Genomic DNA, 20416 nt, shown 5'->3' with positions numbered 1-20416 from the left:
CGGGTCAAGCCGCTATATGGCGGCGATGGACCTGGCTTTGACTGACACGACCCCCGCCCTCGACTCCGACACGCTGATCGCGCGCGCGGTCGAGCAGGCGCGCGCCGCCGTCGGCCTGCCGGAGGGCACGCGGATCGTCGCGGCGATGTCGGGCGGGGTCGACTCCACCGTGACCGCCGCCCTCTTGGCCCGCGCCGGCTATGACGTGGTGGGCGTGACCCTGCAGCTCTACGACCATGGCGCGGCGATCTCGCGCAAGGGCGCCTGCTGCGCGGGCCAGGACATACTGGACGCCCGCATGGCCGCCGAGCGCATCGGCATCCCGCACTACGTGCTGGACTATGAAAGCCGCTTCCGCGAGCAGGTCATCGAGGACTTCGCCGACGCCTATCTGCGCGGCGAGACGCCGATCCCGTGCGTGCGCTGCAACCAGACGGTCAAGTTCCGCGACCTCTTGGACGTGGCCCGCGACCTGGGCGCCGAGGCCATGGCCACCGGCCACTATGTCCAGCGCGCCATGCCCGGAAACGGCGGCAACCGGCCGCAACTGCGCCGCGCCGCCGATCCGGCCAAGGACCAGAGCTATTTCCTGTTCGCCACCACGCGCGATCAGCTCGATTTCCTGCGCTTCCCTCTGGGCGGCATGGACAAGCCTACGGTGCGCGCCGTCGCCCAGGGCCTTGGCCTGTCGATCGCCGACAAGCCCGACAGCCAGGACATCTGCTTCGTGCCCGAGGGCAAGTACACCACCGTCATCGACCGCATCCGCCCGCAGGGCGCGGAGGCCGGCGACGTGGTGCACCTGGACGGCCGGGTGCTGGGTCGCCACGAGGGCGTCACCCGCTACACCATCGGCCAGCGCCGGGGCCTGAACATCGCCGTGGGCGATCCGCTGTTCGTGGTCAGGATCGATGCTGAAAAGCGCCAGGTGATCGTCGGCCCGCGCGAGGCCCTGCTGACCGCGTCCCTGACCTTGAAAGAGGGAAGCTGGCTGGGCGGTCAGGACAGCCTGGAGGCCGCCGCCGAGGACGGCCAGCGTGTGCTGGCCCGCGTGCGTTCGACCCGCGAACCGGTTCCCGGGCGACTGGCCATGATCGACGGCGCGCTGGCGGTCGTGTTCGACGGCGCCGAAGAGGGCGTCGCGCCGGGCCAGGCCTGCGTGCTCTATGACCCGGCCGATCCGGACCGGGTGCTGGGCGGCGGCTTCATCGCCGGCACGACCCGGCAGATGGACCTCACCGCCGCCTGATCGGCCTTCGCCTCAGCCGGCCTCGCGGCAGAAGTCGCCGTCCCACTCGGCCGGCCCCGCGCCGCGCTCACGCCGACGCCGGGCGGCGGAGACGGCTTCGCCGCTGAGATAGCCCGGCACGGCCTCGGCCGGCATGGGTCGCGCGAAGTGGTAGCCCTGCATGACCGTCGCCCCCAGCGCGGCCACGCGGTCGCGCTGGACCTCGGTCTCGACGCCCTCGACCACGCACTCCATGCGCAGGTTGCGGCCCAGCTGCAGCACCGTGCGCACGATGTCCTCGCTGGCGGGGTTGTGCTCGATGTCCGAGACGAAACTGGCGTCGATCTTCAGCTTGTCCAGCGGCAGCAGCCGCAGGTGGCTGAGGCTGGAATGGCCGGTGCCGAAGTCGTCCAGCGCCGTGCGGACCCCCAGATCGTGGAAGGCCGCCAGGGCGTCGCGGGCCTGGTCAAAGTCGCAGACGATGGCCGTCTCGGTGATCTCGAAATCGATGCGGTGCGGCGCGACGCAGCTCTCGCGGACGATGTCGAGCAGCTGCTGGACGTTCTCCATCGAGGCGATGTCGCGGGCCGACAGGTTGATCGACACCCGCACGTCCATCGGCCAGGCGCGCATCTCGCGCAGCGCCTTGGCGACCAGCAGGCGGGTGATCTCGACGATCTGGCCTGACCGCTCGGCGGCGCGGATGAAGACGTCGGGACGGATCGGGCCGATCTCGGGGCTGGTCCAGCGGGCCAGCGCCTCAAGCGCCACCGTCCGCTGGCCGACGATGTCGACGAGAGGCTGGAAATGAACGCTCATCTCGCGCTCGAGATCGGCGTGGCGCAGGGAATGCTCGACCACCGCCATGTCGCGGATCGCCGCCTCGTGGCGCTCGTCGAACACCACGGCCGTGCCCTTGATGCTCTGCTTGGCGTGATAGAGGGCGTAGTCGGCGCGCTCGAACAGCTGCTCGCTGGTGTCGGCGCCGGACGGGAACGGACAGAAGCCGATCGAGGCTCCGACCTGGGCGCGCACGCCGCGCAGGTCGTAGGTGGCGTTCAGCGCGGCGCAAAGCTCGCGGCCCAGCGCGCGCAGGGCGTCGGGCTCCAGGGCGGCGTCGATGATCAGGCCAAACTCGTCGCCGCCCAGGCGCGCGGCCAGGATCGGCGGCCCGTCGAACGCCCGCAGACGCCGGCCGACCTCGATCAGCAGGCGATCGCCGGTGGCGTGACCGAAGGCGTCGTTGATCGGCTTGAAGTCGTCCAGGTCGATGACCCCGGCCACAAAGCCCTGACCGCTCTGGCGCGCGGCCTCGACGCGGGCGTCCAGCTCGGCGAAGTAGCGGCGGCGATTGGGCAGGTCGGTCAGGCTGTCCAAGTTGGCGAGGCGGTCGTTCTCGTCACTGAGCCGGCGGGCCTCCTCGGCCTTCTGGGTCAGGGTCACGCGCGATCGGACGAGGGCGGAGAACTCGCGGTACTGGGTCAGCAGGATGACGATCATCACCGCCGAAACGACGACGATGTTGGCGGCCATGGCCTGGAACACCGGCTGGCCGGTCGCCCCAAAGAAGGCGACCATTGAGCCCAGCACGACCAGGGTCACCAGGATCGCCGCGCCGCGCAGGTGCATCAGGCAGAAGATGCAGGCGATAACGGTGATCGACATGTAGAAGGCGATGTGAGCCTTCTGATAGGCGTCGCCATACGGATAGAGCGCCAGCGACCAGCCTGCGAACACGGCGGCCAGGAAGCCCGAGGTCTTGAGCGTGCCGGCCAGCATGCGGGCGGCCTGTTCGGGATCGACGCTGGCGCCGCCGATCTTCAGCCACCCGACGCTGCGAATGGCGCAGGCCACGGTCAGCAGAGCCGGCAGGCCGATGTTCAGCCACAGCGGCGCGACCCGAAAATGGCTTGCCGCCAGGGCGTAGGCGTTGGCCAGCACCACCACGTACATCAGCGGCACCTGCCAGGAGAGCGCGCGCGCCTGGGCGATCACCAGCTCGGGCTGGTCGCGCCGAATGGTGAAAAGGCGCTTGATCCGCTGGGACAGACTGACGGCGTCGAACATGGCTCTAACCGTGTTCGCTCAACGGTGAAGCCTTCCCGAATCCGACCGGCCGAGGAGGTGTGGCGGATTGTCGCGCCCGCCGGTCGCGGCGCCTATTCGGCGGCGATTTTCACTGCGTCCAGCGCCTCGCCGACGGTCGGCGCGGTCAGGTCCTGAGGACCGGCCCGTTCGATGTCCCGCCGCTCCACGACCTGGCCGCAGGCCTCGCAGGCCAGTACCGGATGGAAGGCGCAGCCGCAGGTCTTGTGACGGAACAGCACCGGCGACTTGTCGCGGCCATAGACGTGACGATCGCCCCACTCGGCCATGGTCAGCAGCACTGGCGACAAGGCCAGGCCCTTCTCGGTCAGCCAGTACTCGTGCCGGGGCGGACGTTCCGAATACCGCCGCGTTTCCATCACCCCGTGGCTCACCAGCGTCTTCAGCCGCGCGGCCAGGACGTTGCGGGCCACGCCCAGGCGCTCCTGCCACTGCTCGAAGCGCTTCACCCCGGCGAAGGCGTCGCGCAGGATCAGCAAGGTCCACGGGTCGCCGACGACCTCGAGGGTGGCGGCGACCGAGCAACGTTCGTTCGTATAGTCAGCTGTGCGGCCCATTTGGCGAAGTTGCGGCGTTCCGCGAGGGAAAGCAAGAGAGCGTTGCGTTTGAAGATGAACCGGCATAGGTTTTTTTTCGCAATTGACTCTCTCGGTTCATTGCCACCTGGCGAGCGGCTCGCTTTTCTGGCGGCGCCGCTCGCCCCTTTCGCATCACGTTTCCGCAACCCTCTTGCCTGTTCGGACGCGATGAGGGCCTATCTCGCCCCAAAAGACCTTCAGGGAGCTTGATCCATGTCCGCCGCCGATCCCGTCGTCATCGTCGCCTACGCCCGCACGCCGATGGGCGGCTTTCAGGGCGCGCTGGGCGGGGTGAAGGCCACCGACCTGGGCGCCACGGCGGTCAAGGCGGCCATCGAACGCGCCGGCGTGGCGGGCGACAAGGTCGAGCAGATCATCATGGGCTGCGTGCTGCCCGCCGGCCTTGGCCAGGCGCCGGCCCGCCAGGCGGCGCTGGGCGCGGGCCTGCCGCTCTCGGTCGAGGCCACCACCGTCAACAAGATGTGCGGCAGCGGCATGCAGGCCGCGATCATGGCCCACGACGCCCTGGCGGCCGGCAGTGTCGACGTCGTCGTGGCCGGCGGCATGGAGAGCATGACGGGCGCCCCCTACCTGATGTCCAAGCACCGGGCCGGCGCCCGCATCGGCCACGACCAGATGTGGGACTCCATGTACCTGGACGGCCTGGAGGACGCCTACACCCCCGGCAAGCTGATGGGCGCCTTCGCCGAGGACAGCGCCCAGACCTACCAGTTCACCCGCGAGGCGATGGACGACTACGCCACCCGGGGCCTGATGAAGGCCAAGGCCGCCGTCGAGAGCGGCGCGTTCAAGGCCGAGATCACGCCCGTCAGCGTCGTCACCCGCAAGGGGACCGAGGTCGTCGACACCGACGAGCAGCCCGGCAAGGCCGACCCGGCCAAGATCCCGACCCTGCGTCCGGCCTTCAGCCGTGACGGGGGCATCACGGCGGCCAACTCCAGCTCGATCAGCGACGGCGCCGCGGCCCTGGTCATGACCCGTGAGAGCGTCGCCAAGGCGCTGGGCCTGCCGATCCTCGCCAAGGTGGTCAGCCACGCCGCCCACGCCCATGAGCCGGGCCTCTTCACCACCGCCCCGGTGCCGGCCATGCAGAAGGCGCTGAAGAAGGCCGGCTGGAGCGTCGCCGACGTCGACCTCTTCGAGGTCAACGAGGCCTTCGCGGTCGTGGCCATGATCGCCCAGAAGGAACTGGGCATCCCCGACGACAAGCTCAACGTCAACGGCGGCGCCTGCGCGCTGGGCCACCCCATCGGCGCCTCGGGCGCGCGGATCCTCTGCACCCTGATCAACGCCCTGCAGTCACGCGGCGGCAAGAAGGGCCTGGCGTCCTTGTGCATCGGCGGCGGCGAGGCCACGGCCATGGCGATCGAGCTGGTTTGAGTGGGTGAGTTGCTCCCCCGCGCTGCGGGGGAGCTGTCGCGGAGCGACTGAGGGGGCTAAACCTGCATCGGCGGCGCTCGCCCCCTCCGGCCCTCTGGGCCACCTCCCCCGCGATGCGGGGGAGGATCAAGCGTAGGAAGCCCCATGCCCGACTCCTTCCGCCACAACCCCGAACTGTCCCGCTACGAGCTCGAAGAGGACGGCCGCCTGGCCTTCGCCGACTACCAGCGGGCTGGGCAGCGCCTGGTCATCCCGCACGTCGAGACCGACCCCGCCCTGCGTGGCAAGGGCGCGGCGGGCCGCCTGATGGCCAAGGTCGCCGAGACGGCGCGGGCCGAAGGCATGAAGATCACGCCGATCTGCTCCTACGCGGCGGCCTGGCTGAAGCGGAACGATCCGGACCTGATCGGCTGACGGGCAAGCGCCCCCTCCACCGCGGAGCCTGTCCTCGGGCGCGCGCTTAGCGCGACCCGGGGGCGGTCCCCCTCCCCCGTTTCAACGGGGGAGGAAGATCATCCTCCTGCCCCGCTTGCGGGGGAGGTGGCGCGCGACGAAGTCGCGTGACGGTGGGGGCGCTTACTTCGGAGCCGCCGCCGGAACCACGCTCTCAAAACTACCCGCCGCGCCGGGGAACACCGTCGGGCTTTCCCAGCCGTCCGGGCTGACCGACGAGACGCCGAAGAAGAAGTCGTCGATGACCACGTCCTTCAGGGTCGCGGTGGCGGCGGGGCCGGGAACCCAGCGGTTCAGGCGCCATTGCGGGTCGGTGGTTACGCGCCACCAGACGCGGTGGCCGGCCGCGCCGGGGGTCGGGGTCCACGAGACCTTGGTGTCGGCGCTGACCGCGCCCTCGATCTTGACGCCCGACGGCGGCGGCGGGGCCGAGGCGAGGCTGGCCATGGCGATGGTGTTCAGGCGCGTGACCTGGGCCAGATAGGCGAAATCGACGCCTTCGATGGTGTCGCCATAGACCTTGCCGTTCTCGGTGCGCAGGTTCTGGTGCTGGCGGTCATAGTTCTCGACAGCCTCGGTGACGCGCACGGCCGGATAGCCGGCCTCCAGCAGCGGCACCTGGTCGCCGCCCCGGCCATAGCGGTCGGTGCGATAGACCATCACCACGTCGAAGTTGGTCAGGTAGCGGTCGGCCAGGCCGTCCAGGTAGCGGGCGAGGTTGCGTGAGGGGCTGTCGACCTCGCCGCCGTTGTAGCGGCGGCTGTTGGCCTGCTCGGGCGTCTCGACGGCCTTGGTCCCCTCGGAGAAGACGCGGACCTGGGTGTTATTCATCAGCCCGCTCTGGCCGCGGCTGTTGCCGACGATGTCGTTGTTGAGGTCGGCCTCGATCTTCCAGCCGTTGGCGCGGGCGTAGTCGGCCAGGATCCTGCCGCCCAAGAGCCCCTGCTCCTCGCCCGACAGCACCGCATAGACGAGGGTGGCCGGGAACTTGTGCTTGGAGAGGATGCGCGCGGCCTCGATCACCGCCGCCACGCCCGAGGCGTCGTCATTGGCGCCCGGCGCGTCGCTGGTGAAGTCCATCACGTCGGTGACGCGGCTGTCGATGTGGCCGGCGATCAGGATCACCCGGTTCGGATCGGTGGTCCCCTTCTGGATGCCGAGGACGTTCATCACCTCGGTCGGGTTGGGCACCCGGCGGCCGGTGACGACCTGGGACGGGGTCTCGACGGTCAGACAGCCGCCGCAGTCCTTGGAGATCGCCTCGAAGCGGGCCTTGGTCCAGCGCCGGGCCGCGCCGATGCCGCGCTTGTCGGACTTGGTGTCCGACAGGGTGTGACGGGTGCCAAAACCGACCAGCGAGCGGATCGTGCTCTCCAGCGCCTTGGGGTCGACCTCGGCGGCCAGGGTGCGCAGCAGCGGCTGGTCGGTGGACGGCTGGGCCGTCTGCGCCTGGACCTCGGGCGCCGCGCCCAGGACAAACAGACCGGCCAAGGCGGGAGCGGCGAGGACAACGGGCAGGCGCATGACGACTCCGGACAATAAGGGAGCCGGACGTTGCCGCGCCACGCGCCGTCCGGCAAGGGCGCAGCGCCCCGCCGCCGCCGCCGTCCGCTTTAGGCTAGAGCGTCCGCCCGGATCCGCCGCAGGGTCTGGGCGGTGGACAGACAGGCGTTCGCCGCCTCCCGCCCTTTGTTCTCGGCGTCGTCACGGCTGCGGGCCACGGCCTGCTCGTCGGTATAGGTGGTCAAGACGCCAAAGCTCACCGGCGTCTCGGTCTGCAGACCGGCGGCCATCAGGCCAAGGCTGGCGCCCAGGCTGATGAACTCGAAGTGGGCGGTCTCGCCCTTGATCACGCAGCCCAGGCACACGACGCCGGCGTATCGCCCCGTCCGGGCCAGGGTCTGGGCGATCAGCGGCAGCTCATAGGCCCCGGGCGCGGCGATGATGTCGGGCGCGGCCACCGGGGCGCCCTGCGCGGCCAGATGGTCCAGCGCCCCCTTCAGCAGGCCGTCGGTGACCTCGGGATTGAACTGGCTGACGACAATGGCGATGCGCGGCGGAACGGGGTCGGTCATGGAAGCTCCCTGGCTTCAGGAGGCGCGCGCCAGGCTGTGGCCCAGCTTGTCGCGCTTGGTTTCGAGATAGGCGGCGTTGTCGGGATTGGCCGGGATCAGCAGTGGAACCTCGCGCCGCACCGTCACGCCATTGGCGCGCAGGCCCGCGGCCTTGCGCGGATTGTTGCTCAAGAGCTTGACCTCGCCGACGCCGAGCGCCCGCAGGATCTGCGCCGCCACGCCGTAGTCGCGCTGGTCGTCGGCGAAGCCCAGGGCGTGATTGGCCTGGACGGTGTCCAGTCCCTGGTCCTGCAGCGCATAGGCCGCGATCTTGTTGGCCAGGCCCAGGCCCCGCCCCTCATGATTGCGCAGATAGATCAGGGCGCCGTTGCCGCTGTCGCTGATCTGCCGAAGGCTCTCGCGCAGTTGCTCGCCGCAGTCGCAGCGCCGCGAGCCCAGGGCGTCGCCGGTCAGGCATTCGGAATGCACCCGCACCAGCGGCGCGCCGGTCAGCGGGCCGGCGACCATGGCCAGATGCTCGCCGCCGTCGATCCGGCTACGGAAGGCGCGGACGCTGAAGGCCTGGCCGGCATGGTCCGACGGCAGGCGCGCGCTGGCCACCTCGTCCACCAGCAGCTCGGTCGCCTTGCGATGGGCCACCAGCTCGGCGATCGTCAGCAGCGGCAGATCGTGCTCGCGGCAGAAGACCTCAAGATCAGGCCGCCGGGCCATCGAACCGTCGTCCTTCATGATCTCGCAGATCACGCCGGCCGGCCGCAGACCAGCCATCCGCATCAGATCCACCGAGGCCTCGGTATGGCCGTTGCGGACCAGAACCCCGCCGGGCCGGGCGCGCAGGGGAAACACGTGCCCCGGCGAAACCAGGTCTGCAGCCTGAGCATCCGGGGCGATGGCCGCGGCGATGGTGCGGGCGCGGTCGAAGGCCGAGATGCCGGTGTCCACGCCGGTGGCGGCCTCGATCGAGACGGTGAAGGCGGTCTGACGGCTGGTGCGGTTGTCGCTGACCATCGGCGCCAGGCCCAGGCGATCGATCGTCTCGGCCTCCAGGGTCAGGCAGATCAGGCCGCTGGCCCGCTTGGCCATGAAGGCTATGGCCGCAGCGTCCGCAAACTCGGCGGCCATGACCAGATCGCCCTCGTTCTCGCGATCCTCGTCATCGACCAGCACGATCATGCCGCCGGCCTTCAGGCGGGTCAGGGCTTCAGATAGGCGCGACATAGCTGCTCCACATATTTGGCCAGCACATCGACCTCGACATTGACCGGGTCGTTGAGGGCGAGGTGCTGTAGGTTGGTATGGGTCCAGGTGTGGGGGATCAGGGTCAGGCCGACGGCGAACCGGCCGTCGGGCGCGCACGCGCCGACCGTGTTGAGGGTCAGGCTGACGCCGTTCAGCGCGATCGAGCCCTTCTCGACGCAGAAGCGGTGCAGGCCGGCCGGCAGGCTGAAGACGACCCGCCAGGCGCCGCCGTCGTCGTGACGCTCGATCAGCCGCGCCAGGCCGTCCACATGGCCCTGGACCAGATGCCCCGACAGCCGCGTCGACAAGGTCACCGCCCGCTCCAGGTTGACGCTGTGACCGGCCTGCGCGCCGCCCAGATTGGTGCGGTCCAGGGTCTCGGGACTGACGAAGAAGTCCGCCCCGCCGCCCGGGTCATGGCGGACCACGGTCAGGCAGACCCCGTTGACGGCGACGCTCTCGCCCAGCTCCAGATCGGGATAGCCGGTGGCCAGGCTCAGGCGCAGGGCTCCGCCCGCCTCGGGCGTCACCGCCTCGACCCGCCCCACCCGTTCAATGATCCCGGAAAACATCGCGCCCTCCTCAGGCTTGGTCGGCGGTTCGGGCGAACCGCTCGATGTGATCCGCGTCGCCGGCGCGGGCGGCCTGCCGGATCACCACATGCTCGTCCCACAAGCCCGTCTCGAACACGCTGGCCAGCAGGGTCGGCCCGCACTCGACCAAGGCCTCCAGGACGCCGTCTGCGGCGAGGTCGGACACAAGGCTTGGCAGCGCATCATGCAGGCTGACGCGAAAGCCCCGCCCCTCGGCGGCCGCGATATAGTCTGCGGGCGTTCGGCGACGCCGATCCAGAATGGCCAGCCGTCTCGCGAACGGTCTCGGATCGGGCGTGCGGCGGACGGTGAAGGCGGGCGCGTCGGCCAGCACCGTGCCCGAGCCGGTAATGATGGCGTCCGCCCGTCGGCGCAGGTCGTGCGCTAGGATCAGCGAGGTCTCGGAGGTGAAGGTCCGCGCGCCCGGCGGCGGGATCATGTCGCCCTGGCGGTTGATGGCCTGCTTGATCGTCAGCCAGGGCCGCCCCTCGCGAGCCCACAGCGCGAACGGCGCGATCAGGCGACGCGCCCGCCGGACCAGATCGCTCGCTTCGGGATGGGCGAGATCGCTGAGGAACCGCACCTCCAGACCCGCCGCTTCCAACCGCGCCGCGCCGCCGCCGGCGACCGCCGGATTGGGATCACGGACGGCGATCCAGACGGTCCGGGCCGGGCTGGCCAGGATCGCCTCGACACAGGGCGGCGTGCGGCCATGGTGGTTGCAGGGCTCCAGCGTGACCAGCAGGGTGTCGATGCGCGCGGCCGCGCCGCGCTCCCGACAGGCGGCCAGGGCGGCGGCCTCGGCGTGCGCCTGGCCCGCCCGCTGGTGCGCCGCGACGGCCAGGGTCTCACCGGCCGCATCCAGCACCACACAGCCGACCGGCGGATTGGGGGCCGTGGCGCCGGCATAGGCCTCCGCCGCCGCCAGAGCGTCGGCGAAGCCCTGGGTCACGCGGGCCGGGGAAAGGGTGGCGTCGATCATCATGCCCCGAAGTGGGGCTCGCCGAGCGCCGATCGCAAGCGCGCAAGCTTTTTCGAAAACCTAACATGTTAGGCACGCAGGGAATGACCCTCGCGCCGTTTGGGCTTAGGTGTGGACCACGATGGCAAGTTTCCCCGCGATCCGGCCATGAAAGGCCCGCTGACCAGCGTCGAGCCGTCGGGCGATTGGGCCCCCGGCCTGCAGAAGGCCAGGCTCTACGACCTGATCCTGATGGACATCATCCTGGGACACCTGGCCCCGTTGCAGGTGCTGGAGGAAAAGGCCCTGGCCGCGCGCTACGCCGGCGGCGTGTCGGGCGTCCGCGAGGCGCTGGGCCGCCTGGCCATCGAGGGCATGGTCATCCGGCGCCCCAGGGTCGGCACCCTCGTCGCGCCCCTGGACCTTGGCGAGATCGAGCACGCGTTCGAGGTGCGGCGGATCCTGGAGGGGCGCACGGCGGCCCTGGCCGCGCGCAACCATCGCCCTGAAGACCTGCCGGCCATTGTCGGCGCCTTCGACGGGGCCGAGGCGGCGATCGCCGGCGGCGATTTCCGGGCCATGCTGGCCATGGACCACGCCTTCCACCGCGCGGTGGCCTTCGCCACGCACAATCCCACCTTGGCCAGGTTCGTCATCGCCCTGCAGAACACCGCGACGCGCTACTGGATCTGGCAGATGGAAAAGCAGTCGCCGGCGGATCAGATGCGCGACGTGGTCCTGCACCGGGCCCTGGCCGAGGCCATCGCGCGCCGCGACCCCACCGCCGCCGAGGCCGCCTGCGCCCTGTTGATCGGCGAGCCGCCCAGCGCCCAGCGGGGATGACCAGGCGGCTTGCGCCGCGCACCCTGATCCTGGCCGGGCGGACCGACCAGGATCACGGCGCCAGCCCCCGAAACTAGCTCAGCACCATCACCACGACGCGGCGGTTCTGGGCCCGGCCTTCGCGGGTTTCGTTCGGCGCCACCGGCGCATCCTCGCCGTACGAGATCGTGGCCATCCGGTTCAGGGCCACGCCGCGCAGGCTGAGGAACTTGCGCACCGCCTCGGCGCGCTTTTCGCCCAGCTCGTTGTTGTAGGTCGGGGCGCCCGAATTGTCGGTGTGGCCCTGGATCTCGAGATAGACGTTCTTGTTGTCGCCCTTCAGCTTCTCGGCGAACTCGCCCAGGCGCTGCTCGGCTTCCGGCGACAGGGTCGCAGCGTTGACCGGGAACTTCACCGAGTCATCGCTGAGCACCAGCGCGTACTGGAACTTGCCCTCGGCCAGCTTGCCGGCGGCGATGGCGCGATCGAGGGCCTCCTTGGAGGTCTTGTCCAACTGGCCGATCTGGCTGTCGTGAGCGGTGACCCGCTCGCCGACCGCGCCGACCTGGGTGTTGACGTACTTCTTGGTCGCGCAGCCGCTGACCGTCAGGCCGCCCATCACCAGGGCGGCGGCGACCATCATGGTCTTCCTGCTTGCTATCATGTTTCGGGTCTCGTCCGTGGTAGGGGCGCGAGGCGTTCAGCGACGCTCGCCCCGACCAAACGCACAGCCGAAAGGGGCCAAAGCGAGGCGCGATTTCGGCGCTTCCGGGTCAAGCTAGGCCCTTGATCCGACGTCACATTTTTAACCGCGCGCAAGCGCTGGACGACCGATTTGGTTCCGCGAATTTTAATCGCACGGCGCGCTTGAGATCCAGCCGTGGAAGGCCCGAAGCGCCGGCGTCGGGGCGCGCGACTTCAGCCAGGTCAGCCAGTAGCGGCCCGCGCCGACCTCGGTCTGGAAGGGGCGGATCAAGCGCCCCTCCTGCAGGTGGCGGGCGAACATCATCGGCGGGGCCAGGGCCACGCCCGCGCCTTGCAAGGCCGCCTCGACCATCACCCAGGAACTGTCGAAAACCGGTCCCCGGATCGGCGGCGGCGACAGGCCGGCGGCGGCGAACCAGTCGGGCCAGTCCGCGGCGCGATAGCTGCGCAGCAGGGTCTCGCCGAGCAGATCGCCCGGCTGGGCCAGCCGCTCGGCGATCGACGGGGCGCAAAGCGGGCTCATCGGGGCTGCGAACAGCGGCGCGGCCTCGGTGCCGTGCCAGGCCCCGTCGCCAAAGCGGATGGCGCAGTCCAGCCCCTCGCCCGCCAGGTCGGTGCGGTTGTTGTTGGTGAACAGCCGCAGGTCGACGAACGGATGCGCGGCCCGGAAATCCGGCAAGCGGGGCAACAGCCAGCCGACCGCGAAGGTGCCGACCACGCCGACGCTGAGCACCTCCATCACCCGCCCGCCCTCGAACCGCGCCAGGACGTCGCCCAGCTTGTCGAACGAGTCCCGCACGCTGGGCAGCAGGGCCAGGCCCTCGTCGGTCAACGCCAGACCGCGCGGCAGGCGGCGAAACAGCGCCGCGCCCAGGCGCGCCTCCAGCCCCTTCACCTGGTGACTGACCGCCGCCTGGGTGACGCAAAGCTCGATGGCCGCGCGGGTGAACGACAGGTGGCGGGCCGAGGCCTCGAACGCCCGCAGGGCGTTCAGCGGCAGTTGCGCGCGGCTCATGCTCCAGACCCAAATTCAGTTCATAGGTCCGCCAAGGTATCGTCGTTTGCGGACAACGCCAGCCCCGGGCAGGTTTGGCGGACAAGGAGACGCCCCACATGCTTCACCGCAGGACTTTTCTCTCGGCCTTGACGGCCGCGCCCCTGACTCTGCCCGCCGTGGCGCGTGCGACGCCAGACCTTACCTCACGTATTAACGCATTGGAGAAAGCCAGCGGCGGCCGCCTGGGCGTGGCGGTGCTGGACACCCATACCGGGCGCCGTTTCGCCTGGCGCGGCGACCAGCGCTTCAGGATGTGCAGCACCTTCAAGACGCCCCTGGCCGCTGCGATCCTGCGCCGGGTCGACCAAGGCCGCGAGCGCTTGGATCGGCGGATCCGCTATGGCCGCGACGTGCTGATCGCCCACTCACCGGCCGTCGACAAGCACCTGGGCCAAGGCATGACCGTCGGCGCGCTGTGCGAGGCCACGATCACCCTCAGCGACAACGCCGCCGCCAACCTGCTGCTCGACGCCCTGGGCGGCCCCAGCGCCCTCACCCGCTTTCTGCGCGCGATCGGGGACGAGACCACGCGCTGCGACCGCCGCGAGCCGGAGCTGAACGGCGGCGCGCCGGACGATCCTCGCGACACCACGACGCCCGTCGCCATCGTTGAGACCTGGCGCACCCTGCTGCTGGACGACGTCCTGACGCCGGCCTCGCGCCACCAGCTCGCCGAATGGGTTGTCGCCAACCGCACCGGCGATCGGCGCCTTCGGGCGGGGCTGCCGCGCGGCTGGCGGGTCGGCGACAAGACCGGCAGCGACGGCCGCGCCATCACCAACGACGTCGCCATCGCCTGGCCGCCGGGCCGTAAACCGCTGCTTCTGGCGGTGTTCCACGACCAGGGCGCGCCCGACGACGCCGCCCGCAATGCGGTGCTCGCCGACACCGCCCGCGCGGTCGTCGCCAGCGGGTTCGGCGCCTAGAGAAAGTTATCCACATGCCTTCCATCAAACCCCGACCTCCCCGGCGAACGCCGGGGAGGTCGGCCTAGGGCGGTTGTCTATCCCCGCTCAGTAACCGACGTTTCCGTTGAAAACCGAGGCGTTACAGAAAAACGCACGTTTCTTATCCCCGCCTCCCCGGGCGGCCGCATGCTGTGGGTCATGAGCCAGACCCGACCCTCGACCCGCACCTGGTGCGATCGCCTGCAACAGAAGCTGATGGACGCCATCGACGCCGCCTGGGCGATGGTCGAGGCCAGCGACGATCCCGCCGTCCTGGCCAAGGCCCGCGACCGGGCGCGCGTCTGCGGCCAACTGGCCAGCGAAGCCCGCAAGGTGCTGGCCCTGGATCCCAAGCCCGACAAGCCCAGCAAGCCGCCCGGTGCGATCCGCGAAGCCTCCGACCGCCTGGACGCCCAACCCGCGCCCCCGATGGCCGCGCAGGCCGTGGCGATGCAGGCGGCGCTGGCGAAGTTGAAGCGGCGGTAGGGGCGAGAGCGCCCCCTCCGTCACGCGGCTGCGCCGCGCGCCACCTCCCCCGCAAGCGGGGCAGGAAGAAGCCTTCTTCTCCTCACCCGTGAAACGGGGGAGGTGGATCGCTGCGGATACGCAGCGAGACGGAGGGGGCGCTTACGCGGTCCCCCCTTACGCCCCCTCCTCATCCACATAGATCACCACCGGCTTGCCGCGCGACAACGGCTCCCAGCCGGCCTCGATGGCGGACGCAATCGCCTTGGCGACGATGCGGACCGGGATCTGCGAGGGCTTCAGCGGCGGGGCGCTGAACTTGGGCTTGGGGCCGGGCGGGAACTCGATCAGCGCCTCGCGCTGGCCTTCCTTGTGCCGCACGGCGATCACCTTGCCGTGGCGCTCGGACGGGTCATACGACCACTGCGGCAGGCGGTGCAGCCGCCAGACATAGGGGTCTGCGTCGACCTCGATGTCGAACTCGGTGATCAGCTTGGTGGTCTTGGCCATGAGCGGAGATAGCGCGAAGGGCGCGAGGGGGAAAGTGGCCGGGCGATTCCTCGCAAAACCCGTGTCATCCCGGGCGGCGAAGCCGACCCGGGACCCAGGGGCAAGCGGCAGTGCGGCGGCCCCTGGGTCCCGGCTCTCCGCGCGATGCGCTACGGCCGGGATGACACGAATAGAGAGGGTGTAACCACTCACCCTCCCATCGCCGATGGCGATGGCCCCCTCCCTCTCTCAAAGAGAGAGGGACCCATTTTCATTTACTGCAGCACCGCCTTGCCAAACGACAGCTGCCCGTCCGTGACCCCGACGGCGATCACGCCGCCGTCCTCGATCTCGCCGGCCAGCAGCTTCTTGGCGATGGGGTCGACCAGTTCCTTCTGGATCACGCGCTTCAGGGGGCGCGCGCCGTAGACGGGGTCGTAGCCCTTGTCGGCCAGCCAGTTCAGGGCCTCGGCGTCCAGGGCCAGGGCCATGCGGCGGTCGGCCAGCAGCTTTTCGACGCGCTGCAGCTGGATGCGGACGATGTCGCCCATGTTGTGGCGCGACAGGCGCTTGAACAGGATGATCTCGTCGATCCGGTTGAGGAACTCGGGGCGGAAGTGGCCGCGCACCGTGTTCATCACCATCGGCCGGACGGCCTCGACGTCTTCGCCCTCCTCCTGGTTGGCCAGGAATTCGGCGCCCAGGTTGCTGGTCATGATGATCAGCGTATTGCGGAAGTCGACCGTGCGGCCCTGACCGTCGGTCAGGCGGCCGTCGTCCAGCACCTGCAGCAGCACGTTGAAGACGTCGGGGTGAGCCTTCTCGATCTCGTCGAACAAGACGACTTGGTAGGGACGGCGACGGATGGCTTCGGTCAGCGCCCCGCCCTCGTCATAGCCGACATAGCCGGGAGGCGCGCCGATCAGGCGGCTGACCGAGTGCTTTTCCATGTACTCGGACATGTCCATCCGGGTGATGGCCGCCTCGTCGGCGAACAGGAACTCGGCCAGGCTCTTGGTCAGCTCGGTCTTGCCCACGCCCGTGGGGCCCAGGAACAGGAACGAGCCGATCGGCTTGGACGGATCCTGCAGGCCCGCGCGGGCCCGGCGGACGGCGTCGGACACAGCTTCGAGCGCCTCGTCCTGGCCGACCACGCGGCCACGCAGCTCGTCCTCCATCTTGAGCAGCTTCTCGCGCTCGCCTTCCAGCATCTTCTCGACCGGAACGCCGGTCCAGCGGCTGACGACGGCGGCGATCTGCTCGGCGTCGACGACTTCGGGGGTCAGGGCCTGGGTGTCGCCGGCTTCGGCCTCGGCCAGGCGGCGTTCCAGGGCCGGGATCTCGCCGTACTGGATCTGGCCGGCGCGAGCGAAGTCGCCGGCGCGCTGGGCGGTCGCAAGGTCCGCGCGCAGACGGTCCAGCGCCTCGCGCGCTTGCGCGGCGCCGCCGACCTTTTCCTTCTCGGCCTTCCAGCGCGCGGTCATCTCGTCGCTGCGGAACTGCAGGTCGTCCACCTCGACTTCCAGGTTCTCCAGGCGCTGCTTGGAGGCCGCGTCGGTTTCCTTGGACAGGGCCTCGCGCTCGATCTTCAGCTGCACCAGGCGGCGGTCGATCTCGTCCAGCTCCTCAGGCTTTGAGTCGATCTGCATGCGCACGCGGCTGGAGGCCTCGTCGACCAGATCGATAGCCTTATCGGGCAGGAAGCGGTCGGCGATGTAGCGGTTGGACAGGGTCGCGGCGGCGACGATGGCCGAGTCCGAGATGCGCACCCCGTGGTGGACCTCGTACTTTTCCTTCAGGCCGCGCAGGATCGAGACGGTGTCTTCCACCGTCGGCTCGCTGACGAACACCGGCTGGAACCGGCGCGCCAGGGCCGCGTCCTTCTCGACGTGCTTGCGGTACTCATCCAGCGTGGTGGCGCCCACGCAGTGCAACTCGCCGCGCGCCAGGGCGGGTTTGAGGAGGTTGGAGGCGTCCATCGCCCCATCAGCCTTGCCCGCGCCCACCAGCGTGTGCATCTCGTCGATGAACAGGATGATCGAGCCCTCGGCGGCCGTGACCTCGCTCAGCACGGCCTTCAGCCGCTCCTCGAACTCGCCGCGATATTTCGCGCCGGCGATCAGGCTGCCCATGTCGAGCGAGAGCAGCTTCTTGTCCTTCAGGCTCTCGGGCACGTCGCCATTGACGATGCGCAGGGCCAGGCCCTCGACGATGGCGGTCTTGCCCACGCCTGGCTCGCCGATCAGGACGGGGTTGTTCTTGGTGCGGCGCGACAGGACCTGGATCGTGCGACGGATCTCCTCGTCGCGGCCGATCACGGGGTCGAGCTTGCCGTCGCGGGCGGCCGCCGTCAGGTCGCGGGCGTAGCGCTTGAGCGCCTCATAGCCTTCCTCGGCGTTGGCGCTGTCGGCGGTGCGGCCCTTGCGGATGGCGTTGGCGGCGGTCTCCAGGCTCTGGGCCGAGACGCCGGCGTCCTTGAACAGCTTGCCCGCGTCGCCGCCTTCCTTGGCGACGGCGATCAGCAGGCGCTCGGTGGTGACGAAGGCGTCGCCCGCCGCCTTGGCCGACTTTTCAGCCTCGGCGAAGACACGCGCGGTGTCGGGCTTCATGTAGAGCTGGCCGCCGGCGCCGTCGACGCGCGGGGTCTTGGCCAGCAGGGTCTCGACGCCGCCGTCCAGCTGGTCGGGGCGGCCGCCGGCGCTCTGGATCAGGGCGCGGGACAGCCCGTCCTTCTCCTCGAGCAGGACCTTGAGAATGTGTTCGGGCGCGAACTGCTGGTGGCCCCGGGCGAGCGCCAGGCTCTGGGCCGACTGGACCGCCTGTTTGGCGCGGTCGGAATAGAGATCGATATTCATGATGTCCCCTTGCTAGGCGGATCGGCGCGCGCTGCCTTGCTTAAGCACAACGCGCCCCGAGGGGGCATGTATGTGTGGCCGATACGCCACACAAGTCCTCACCAGCCCTTGCTGGTCAGATATCGTTCCAGTTCCTGGATCCGCACCGCGTCGGAGGGGTGGGTCGAGCCGAGGTCGCCGCCGGACTTGCCCCCGTCCAGCGCCTGCATGTTGCGCCACAGCTTGACGGCCTCGCGGGGCCGGTAGCCGGCGCGCTGCATGAAGTCGACGCCCAGCTTGTCGGCCTCCAGCTCCTGCTTGCGCGAGAACGGCAGCAAGAGGCCATAGCGCGTGGCGTCCTCGCCGTGGTCCTTCAAGAGCTTGCCGAACTCGGTGCCGCTGGCGGCGGCCTTGGCGATGCCCAGCAGAACCTTGGAGGTCGTCTCCTGCGACACCCGCTCGGCGGCGTGGCGGGCCACCACGTGGCCGGCCTCGTGGCCGATGACGGCGGCCAGTTGGTCGTCGTTCTCGACCAGGGTCAGCAGGCCCACCGTCACGCCGACATGACCGCCGGGCAGCACGAAGGCGTTGGGGGCTTCATCCAGGAACACCGCATAGTCCCAGGGCCGACCGGCCAGGCCCGCGGCGGTGATCACCCGTTGCCCCACCGCCTGAACGCGGGCGTTCTTGCGCGGCTCCTTGGAGACGTAGCTGTTGCGCAGCGTCTCGGCCCAGGCCTTCTCGCCCTGCGCCGCCAGGTTGTTGTCATTGACGATCAACAGCTGGTCGCGGCCCAGGTCGGGGTTATAGGCGCAGCCGCCCAGGGCGCAGGCGGCGGCCATCAGCAGCGGAAGGATCAGGCGCGGCAGGGTCATGGGCTCGGCGAACAGTGTTTCGAAGTCGACACAAGCCTTATCGACGGCGCGGGGGCGGGACGCAACTGGCAGAGCCATGCCGCGCGCCATGCGTGGTCTGACAAGCTGATCAAGCGGGTGCGGACGACTGTCGGCCTCAGCTCGCACAAAATCCTCATCCTGAGCTCGTCGAAGGACGAGGATTTCCATCCGCATACGCGGACGCCCATAGCGCCCGCTCAGCCCAAACGAAAAAGGGAGCCGCTTTCACGGCTCCCTTTCGTATTTCGCATCCGGTCCCGAAGGATCAGCCCTCGTCCGAGCCGCCCTCGGCCGGCGCGCCTTCGCCCGCTTCGAAGCTGCGCGGGGCGCGGCGGCGGCGGGGCTTCTTGACTTCTTCGCCTTCCGCAGCCGGCGCTTCGGGAGCCGAGACCGCTTCGGGGGCGCGCTCGGTCTTGCGGCCCAGGAACGCCGGGGCGTGGCTGACCGCGCCGTCCTGGCCGCGCAGCATCGGCGAGCCTTCGCCAGCCGGCGCTTCGGCGGTCAGCGGCGAGGCCTCGGGCTCGATCACGGCCATCGGGTCACGCTCGCCGCGCGGCTGCCAGTCACGGTCGCGATCGCGGTTGCGGTTGCGGTCACGACGGCGGCCCTCGCGGTATTCGCCTTCGCCCTGCGGCTGGTCGCCCTCGGCGGCCGGGCGTTCCTCACGCGGACGATCGTCACGGGGACGGTCGTCACGGTCGCGGAAGCGATCTTCGCGCGGGCGCTCGTCGCGGGGACGGTCATCCCGGGGGCGATCATCACGCGGGCGGTCATCCCGAGGACGGTCGTCGCGCGGACGGTCATCGCGGTCACGCCAGCGATCACGGCCCTCGCGCGGACGGTCGTCGCGGTTGCGATCCCGGTCGCGGCCCTCGAAGTTGCGGTCGCGGTCGCGGTTGCGGTCGCGGTTCTCGAAGCGGTCGCGGCGCGGCTCGCCGTTTTCACCGCCCTCGCCGCCTTCGGCCTGGCCCTCGGCGGGCTGCTCGACGACTTCGGGCTCTTCCGGCGGCTCGGCCTCGAAGTCGATCTCGTAGGCGGCGTAGACGTCCTTGCCGACGATGTCGGCGACCGGACGATTCGGCTGGATGGCGCGCAGGACGCGGAAATAGTGCTCGGCGTGCTGCAGATAGTTCTCGGCCAGCACGCGGTCGCCGGACGACGAGGCGTCACGGGCCAGTTGCTGGTACTTTTCGTACACGCTCTGCGCCGCGCCGCGCACCTTCACGCCCTCGGGGCCGTTGGAGTCGAATGCGCGGTTGGCATTGTGCTGTTGAGGCTTGCCGCCATTGCCGCCGCGATTATTGCGGCCACGTTGGCGCTTCATGCCTTTGAAATCTCTCATGTTCTCTTCTGAACCTGTCCGGAGGTCAGTCTTGCGCTGGCGCGTCCGGCCTTGCTGGTCTCTGAGCGGGTCTAACCCTGGTCGGTTTCAGAGACACTGGTTTCCGTAGAGCCCCCATCCTGCTCATTCGGCGCGGCGACCGGCGGACCGGGCGCGCCTGCCAGGGGAGCGTCGCAAGCGTCAGACACCGAAGCGTGCTCGACGACTGCTTTTCCCGTCACCCGG

General features: G+C 69.8%; 19 protein-coding genes and 2 pseudogenes. 7 read left to right on the top strand and 14 right to left on the bottom strand.

The genetic code is table 11. The features are described 5' to 3' along the window. Positions 1 to 25: 25 nt before the first annotated feature. Positions 26 to 1249 (top strand): tRNA 2-thiouridine(34) synthase MnmA, encoded by a 1224-nt coding sequence (mnmA, locus tag CA606_RS04340; RefSeq protein WP_096053873.1) that lies wholly within the window; start codon positions 26 to 28, stop codon positions 1247 to 1249. Between the two features lie 12 nt (positions 1250 to 1261). On the opposite strand, the gene CA606_RS04335 is transcribed toward mnmA, so the two are convergent. Continuing rightward, positions 1262 to 3295, bottom strand: a complete 2034-nt coding sequence (locus tag CA606_RS04335) for a putative bifunctional diguanylate cyclase/phosphodiesterase (RefSeq protein ID WP_096052232.1) — start codon at positions 3293 to 3295, stop codon at positions 1262 to 1264. A gap of 92 nt (positions 3296 to 3387) precedes the next feature. After that, entirely contained in the window at positions 3388 to 3891 is a 504-nt protein-coding gene (locus CA606_RS04330) for a winged helix-turn-helix transcriptional regulator (RefSeq protein ID WP_096052233.1), read from the bottom strand. Between the two features lie 234 nt (positions 3892 to 4125). Here CA606_RS04330 and CA606_RS04325 point away from each other — a divergent pair, with 234 nt between their 5' ends. Both CA606_RS04325 and CA606_RS04320 read left to right on the top strand, forming a co-directional pair. Then, positions 4126 to 5313, top strand: a complete 1188-nt coding sequence (locus CA606_RS04325; RefSeq protein WP_096052234.1) for an acetyl-CoA C-acyltransferase — start codon at positions 4126 to 4128, stop codon at positions 5311 to 5313. 144 nt (positions 5314 to 5457) lie between these two features. Then, on the top strand, positions 5458 to 5727 hold the full coding sequence (locus tag CA606_RS04320) for a GNAT family N-acetyltransferase (protein ID WP_096052235.1): 270 nt from the start codon (positions 5458 to 5460) through the stop codon (positions 5725 to 5727). 162 nt (positions 5728 to 5889) lie between these two features. Here CA606_RS04320 and CA606_RS04315 read toward each other — a convergent pair whose 3' ends face one another. From CA606_RS04315 to ribD, 5 genes are all read right to left on the bottom strand, one after another. Beyond that, complete coding sequence (locus CA606_RS04315) at positions 5890 to 7290, bottom strand: M28 family peptidase (RefSeq protein WP_096052236.1); 1401 nt, start codon at positions 7288 to 7290, stop codon at positions 5890 to 5892. Positions 7291 to 7379: 89 nt separating this feature from the next. Further along, the gene (gene ribH, locus CA606_RS04310; protein ID WP_096052237.1) at positions 7380 to 7841 is read right to left on the bottom strand and encodes a 6,7-dimethyl-8-ribityllumazine synthase; all 462 of its coding nucleotides are present in this window, start codon (positions 7839 to 7841) and stop codon (positions 7380 to 7382) included. Between the two features lie 15 nt (positions 7842 to 7856). Beyond that, positions 7857 to 9059, bottom strand: a complete 1203-nt coding sequence (gene ribB, locus CA606_RS04305; protein WP_096052238.1) for a 3,4-dihydroxy-2-butanone-4-phosphate synthase — start codon at positions 9057 to 9059, stop codon at positions 7857 to 7859. Further along, a complete protein-coding gene (locus CA606_RS04300; protein ID WP_096052239.1) occupies positions 9035 to 9652 on the bottom strand; it encodes a riboflavin synthase in 618 nt (205 codons plus the stop codon). The genes ribB and CA606_RS04300 overlap by 25 nt, the downstream gene beginning before the upstream one ends. Before the next feature lie 10 nt (positions 9653 to 9662). Further along, complete coding sequence (ribD, locus tag CA606_RS04295) at positions 9663 to 10658, bottom strand: bifunctional diaminohydroxyphosphoribosylaminopyrimidine deaminase/5-amino-6-(5-phosphoribosylamino)uracil reductase RibD (protein ID WP_096052240.1); 996 nt, start codon at positions 10656 to 10658, stop codon at positions 9663 to 9665. A gap of 144 nt (positions 10659 to 10802) precedes the next feature. Here ribD and CA606_RS04290 point away from each other — a divergent pair, with 144 nt between their 5' ends. Then, on the top strand, positions 10803 to 11477 hold the full coding sequence (locus CA606_RS04290) for a GntR family transcriptional regulator (protein ID WP_096053874.1): 675 nt from the start codon (positions 10803 to 10805) through the stop codon (positions 11475 to 11477). A gap of 73 nt (positions 11478 to 11550) precedes the next feature. Here the strand turns inward: CA606_RS04290 and CA606_RS04285 are convergent, their stop codons facing one another. Both CA606_RS04285 and CA606_RS04280 read right to left on the bottom strand, forming a co-directional pair. Next, positions 11551 to 12120, bottom strand: coding sequence for an OmpA family protein (locus tag CA606_RS04285; RefSeq protein ID WP_096052241.1), 570 nt, complete (start codon positions 12118 to 12120; stop codon positions 11551 to 11553). Positions 12121 to 12306: 186 nt separating this feature from the next. Continuing rightward, positions 12307 to 13176 (bottom strand): LysR family transcriptional regulator, encoded by an 870-nt coding sequence (locus CA606_RS04280; protein WP_096052242.1) that lies wholly within the window; start codon positions 13174 to 13176, stop codon positions 12307 to 12309. 200 nt (positions 13177 to 13376) lie between these two features. On the opposite strand from CA606_RS04280, the gene bla reads away from it, so the two are divergent. After that, entirely contained in the window at positions 13377 to 14144 is a 768-nt protein-coding gene (gene bla, locus CA606_RS04275) for a class A beta-lactamase (RefSeq protein ID WP_233282180.1), read from the top strand. Positions 14145 to 14324: 180 nt separating this feature from the next. Continuing rightward, on the top strand, positions 14325 to 14651 hold the full coding sequence (locus CA606_RS04270; RefSeq protein ID WP_096053875.1) for a hypothetical protein: 327 nt from the start codon (positions 14325 to 14327) through the stop codon (positions 14649 to 14651). 156 nt (positions 14652 to 14807) lie between these two features. Here the strand turns inward: CA606_RS04270 and CA606_RS04265 are convergent, their stop codons facing one another. The 3 genes from CA606_RS04265 to CA606_RS04255 form a co-directional block, all read right to left on the bottom strand. Continuing rightward, the gene (locus tag CA606_RS04265) at positions 14808 to 15140 is read right to left on the bottom strand and encodes a hypothetical protein (RefSeq protein ID WP_096053876.1); all 333 of its coding nucleotides are present in this window, start codon (positions 15138 to 15140) and stop codon (positions 14808 to 14810) included. Between the two features lie 254 nt (positions 15141 to 15394). After that, positions 15395 to 17974 (bottom strand): ATP-dependent chaperone ClpB, encoded by a 2580-nt coding sequence (gene clpB, locus CA606_RS04260; protein ID WP_096052244.1) that lies wholly within the window; start codon positions 17972 to 17974, stop codon positions 15395 to 15397. Positions 17975 to 18072: 98 nt separating this feature from the next. Next, a complete protein-coding gene (locus CA606_RS04255; RefSeq protein ID WP_096053877.1) occupies positions 18073 to 18828 on the bottom strand; it encodes a M48 family metallopeptidase in 756 nt (251 codons plus the stop codon). A gap of 99 nt (positions 18829 to 18927) precedes the next feature. On the opposite strand from CA606_RS04255, the pseudogene CA606_RS19895 reads away from it, so the two are divergent. Continuing rightward, positions 18928 to 19014 (top strand): annotated as a pseudogene (locus CA606_RS19895) (hypothetical protein); the annotation flags it as partial. Between the two features lie 100 nt (positions 19015 to 19114). Here the strand turns inward: CA606_RS19895 and CA606_RS04250 are convergent. Beyond that, the gene (locus CA606_RS04250; RefSeq protein WP_096052245.1) at positions 19115 to 20191 is read right to left on the bottom strand and encodes a DUF4167 domain-containing protein; all 1077 of its coding nucleotides are present in this window, start codon (positions 20189 to 20191) and stop codon (positions 19115 to 19117) included. Next, positions 20188 to 20412: pseudogene (locus tag CA606_RS04245) on the bottom strand (hypothetical protein). Before CA606_RS04245 ends, CA606_RS04250 begins: the two are co-directional and overlap by 4 nt. Between the last annotated feature and the right edge of the window lie 4 nt (positions 20413 to 20416).

It is taken from the genome of Caulobacter vibrioides, assembly GCF_002310375.3.
Taxonomy (GTDB): Bacteria; Pseudomonadota; Alphaproteobacteria; order Caulobacterales; family Caulobacteraceae; genus Caulobacter; species Caulobacter vibrioides_D.
Note: the sequence above shows the minus strand (reverse complement) of the source record. Positions and strands in the feature narration are given on the sequence as shown.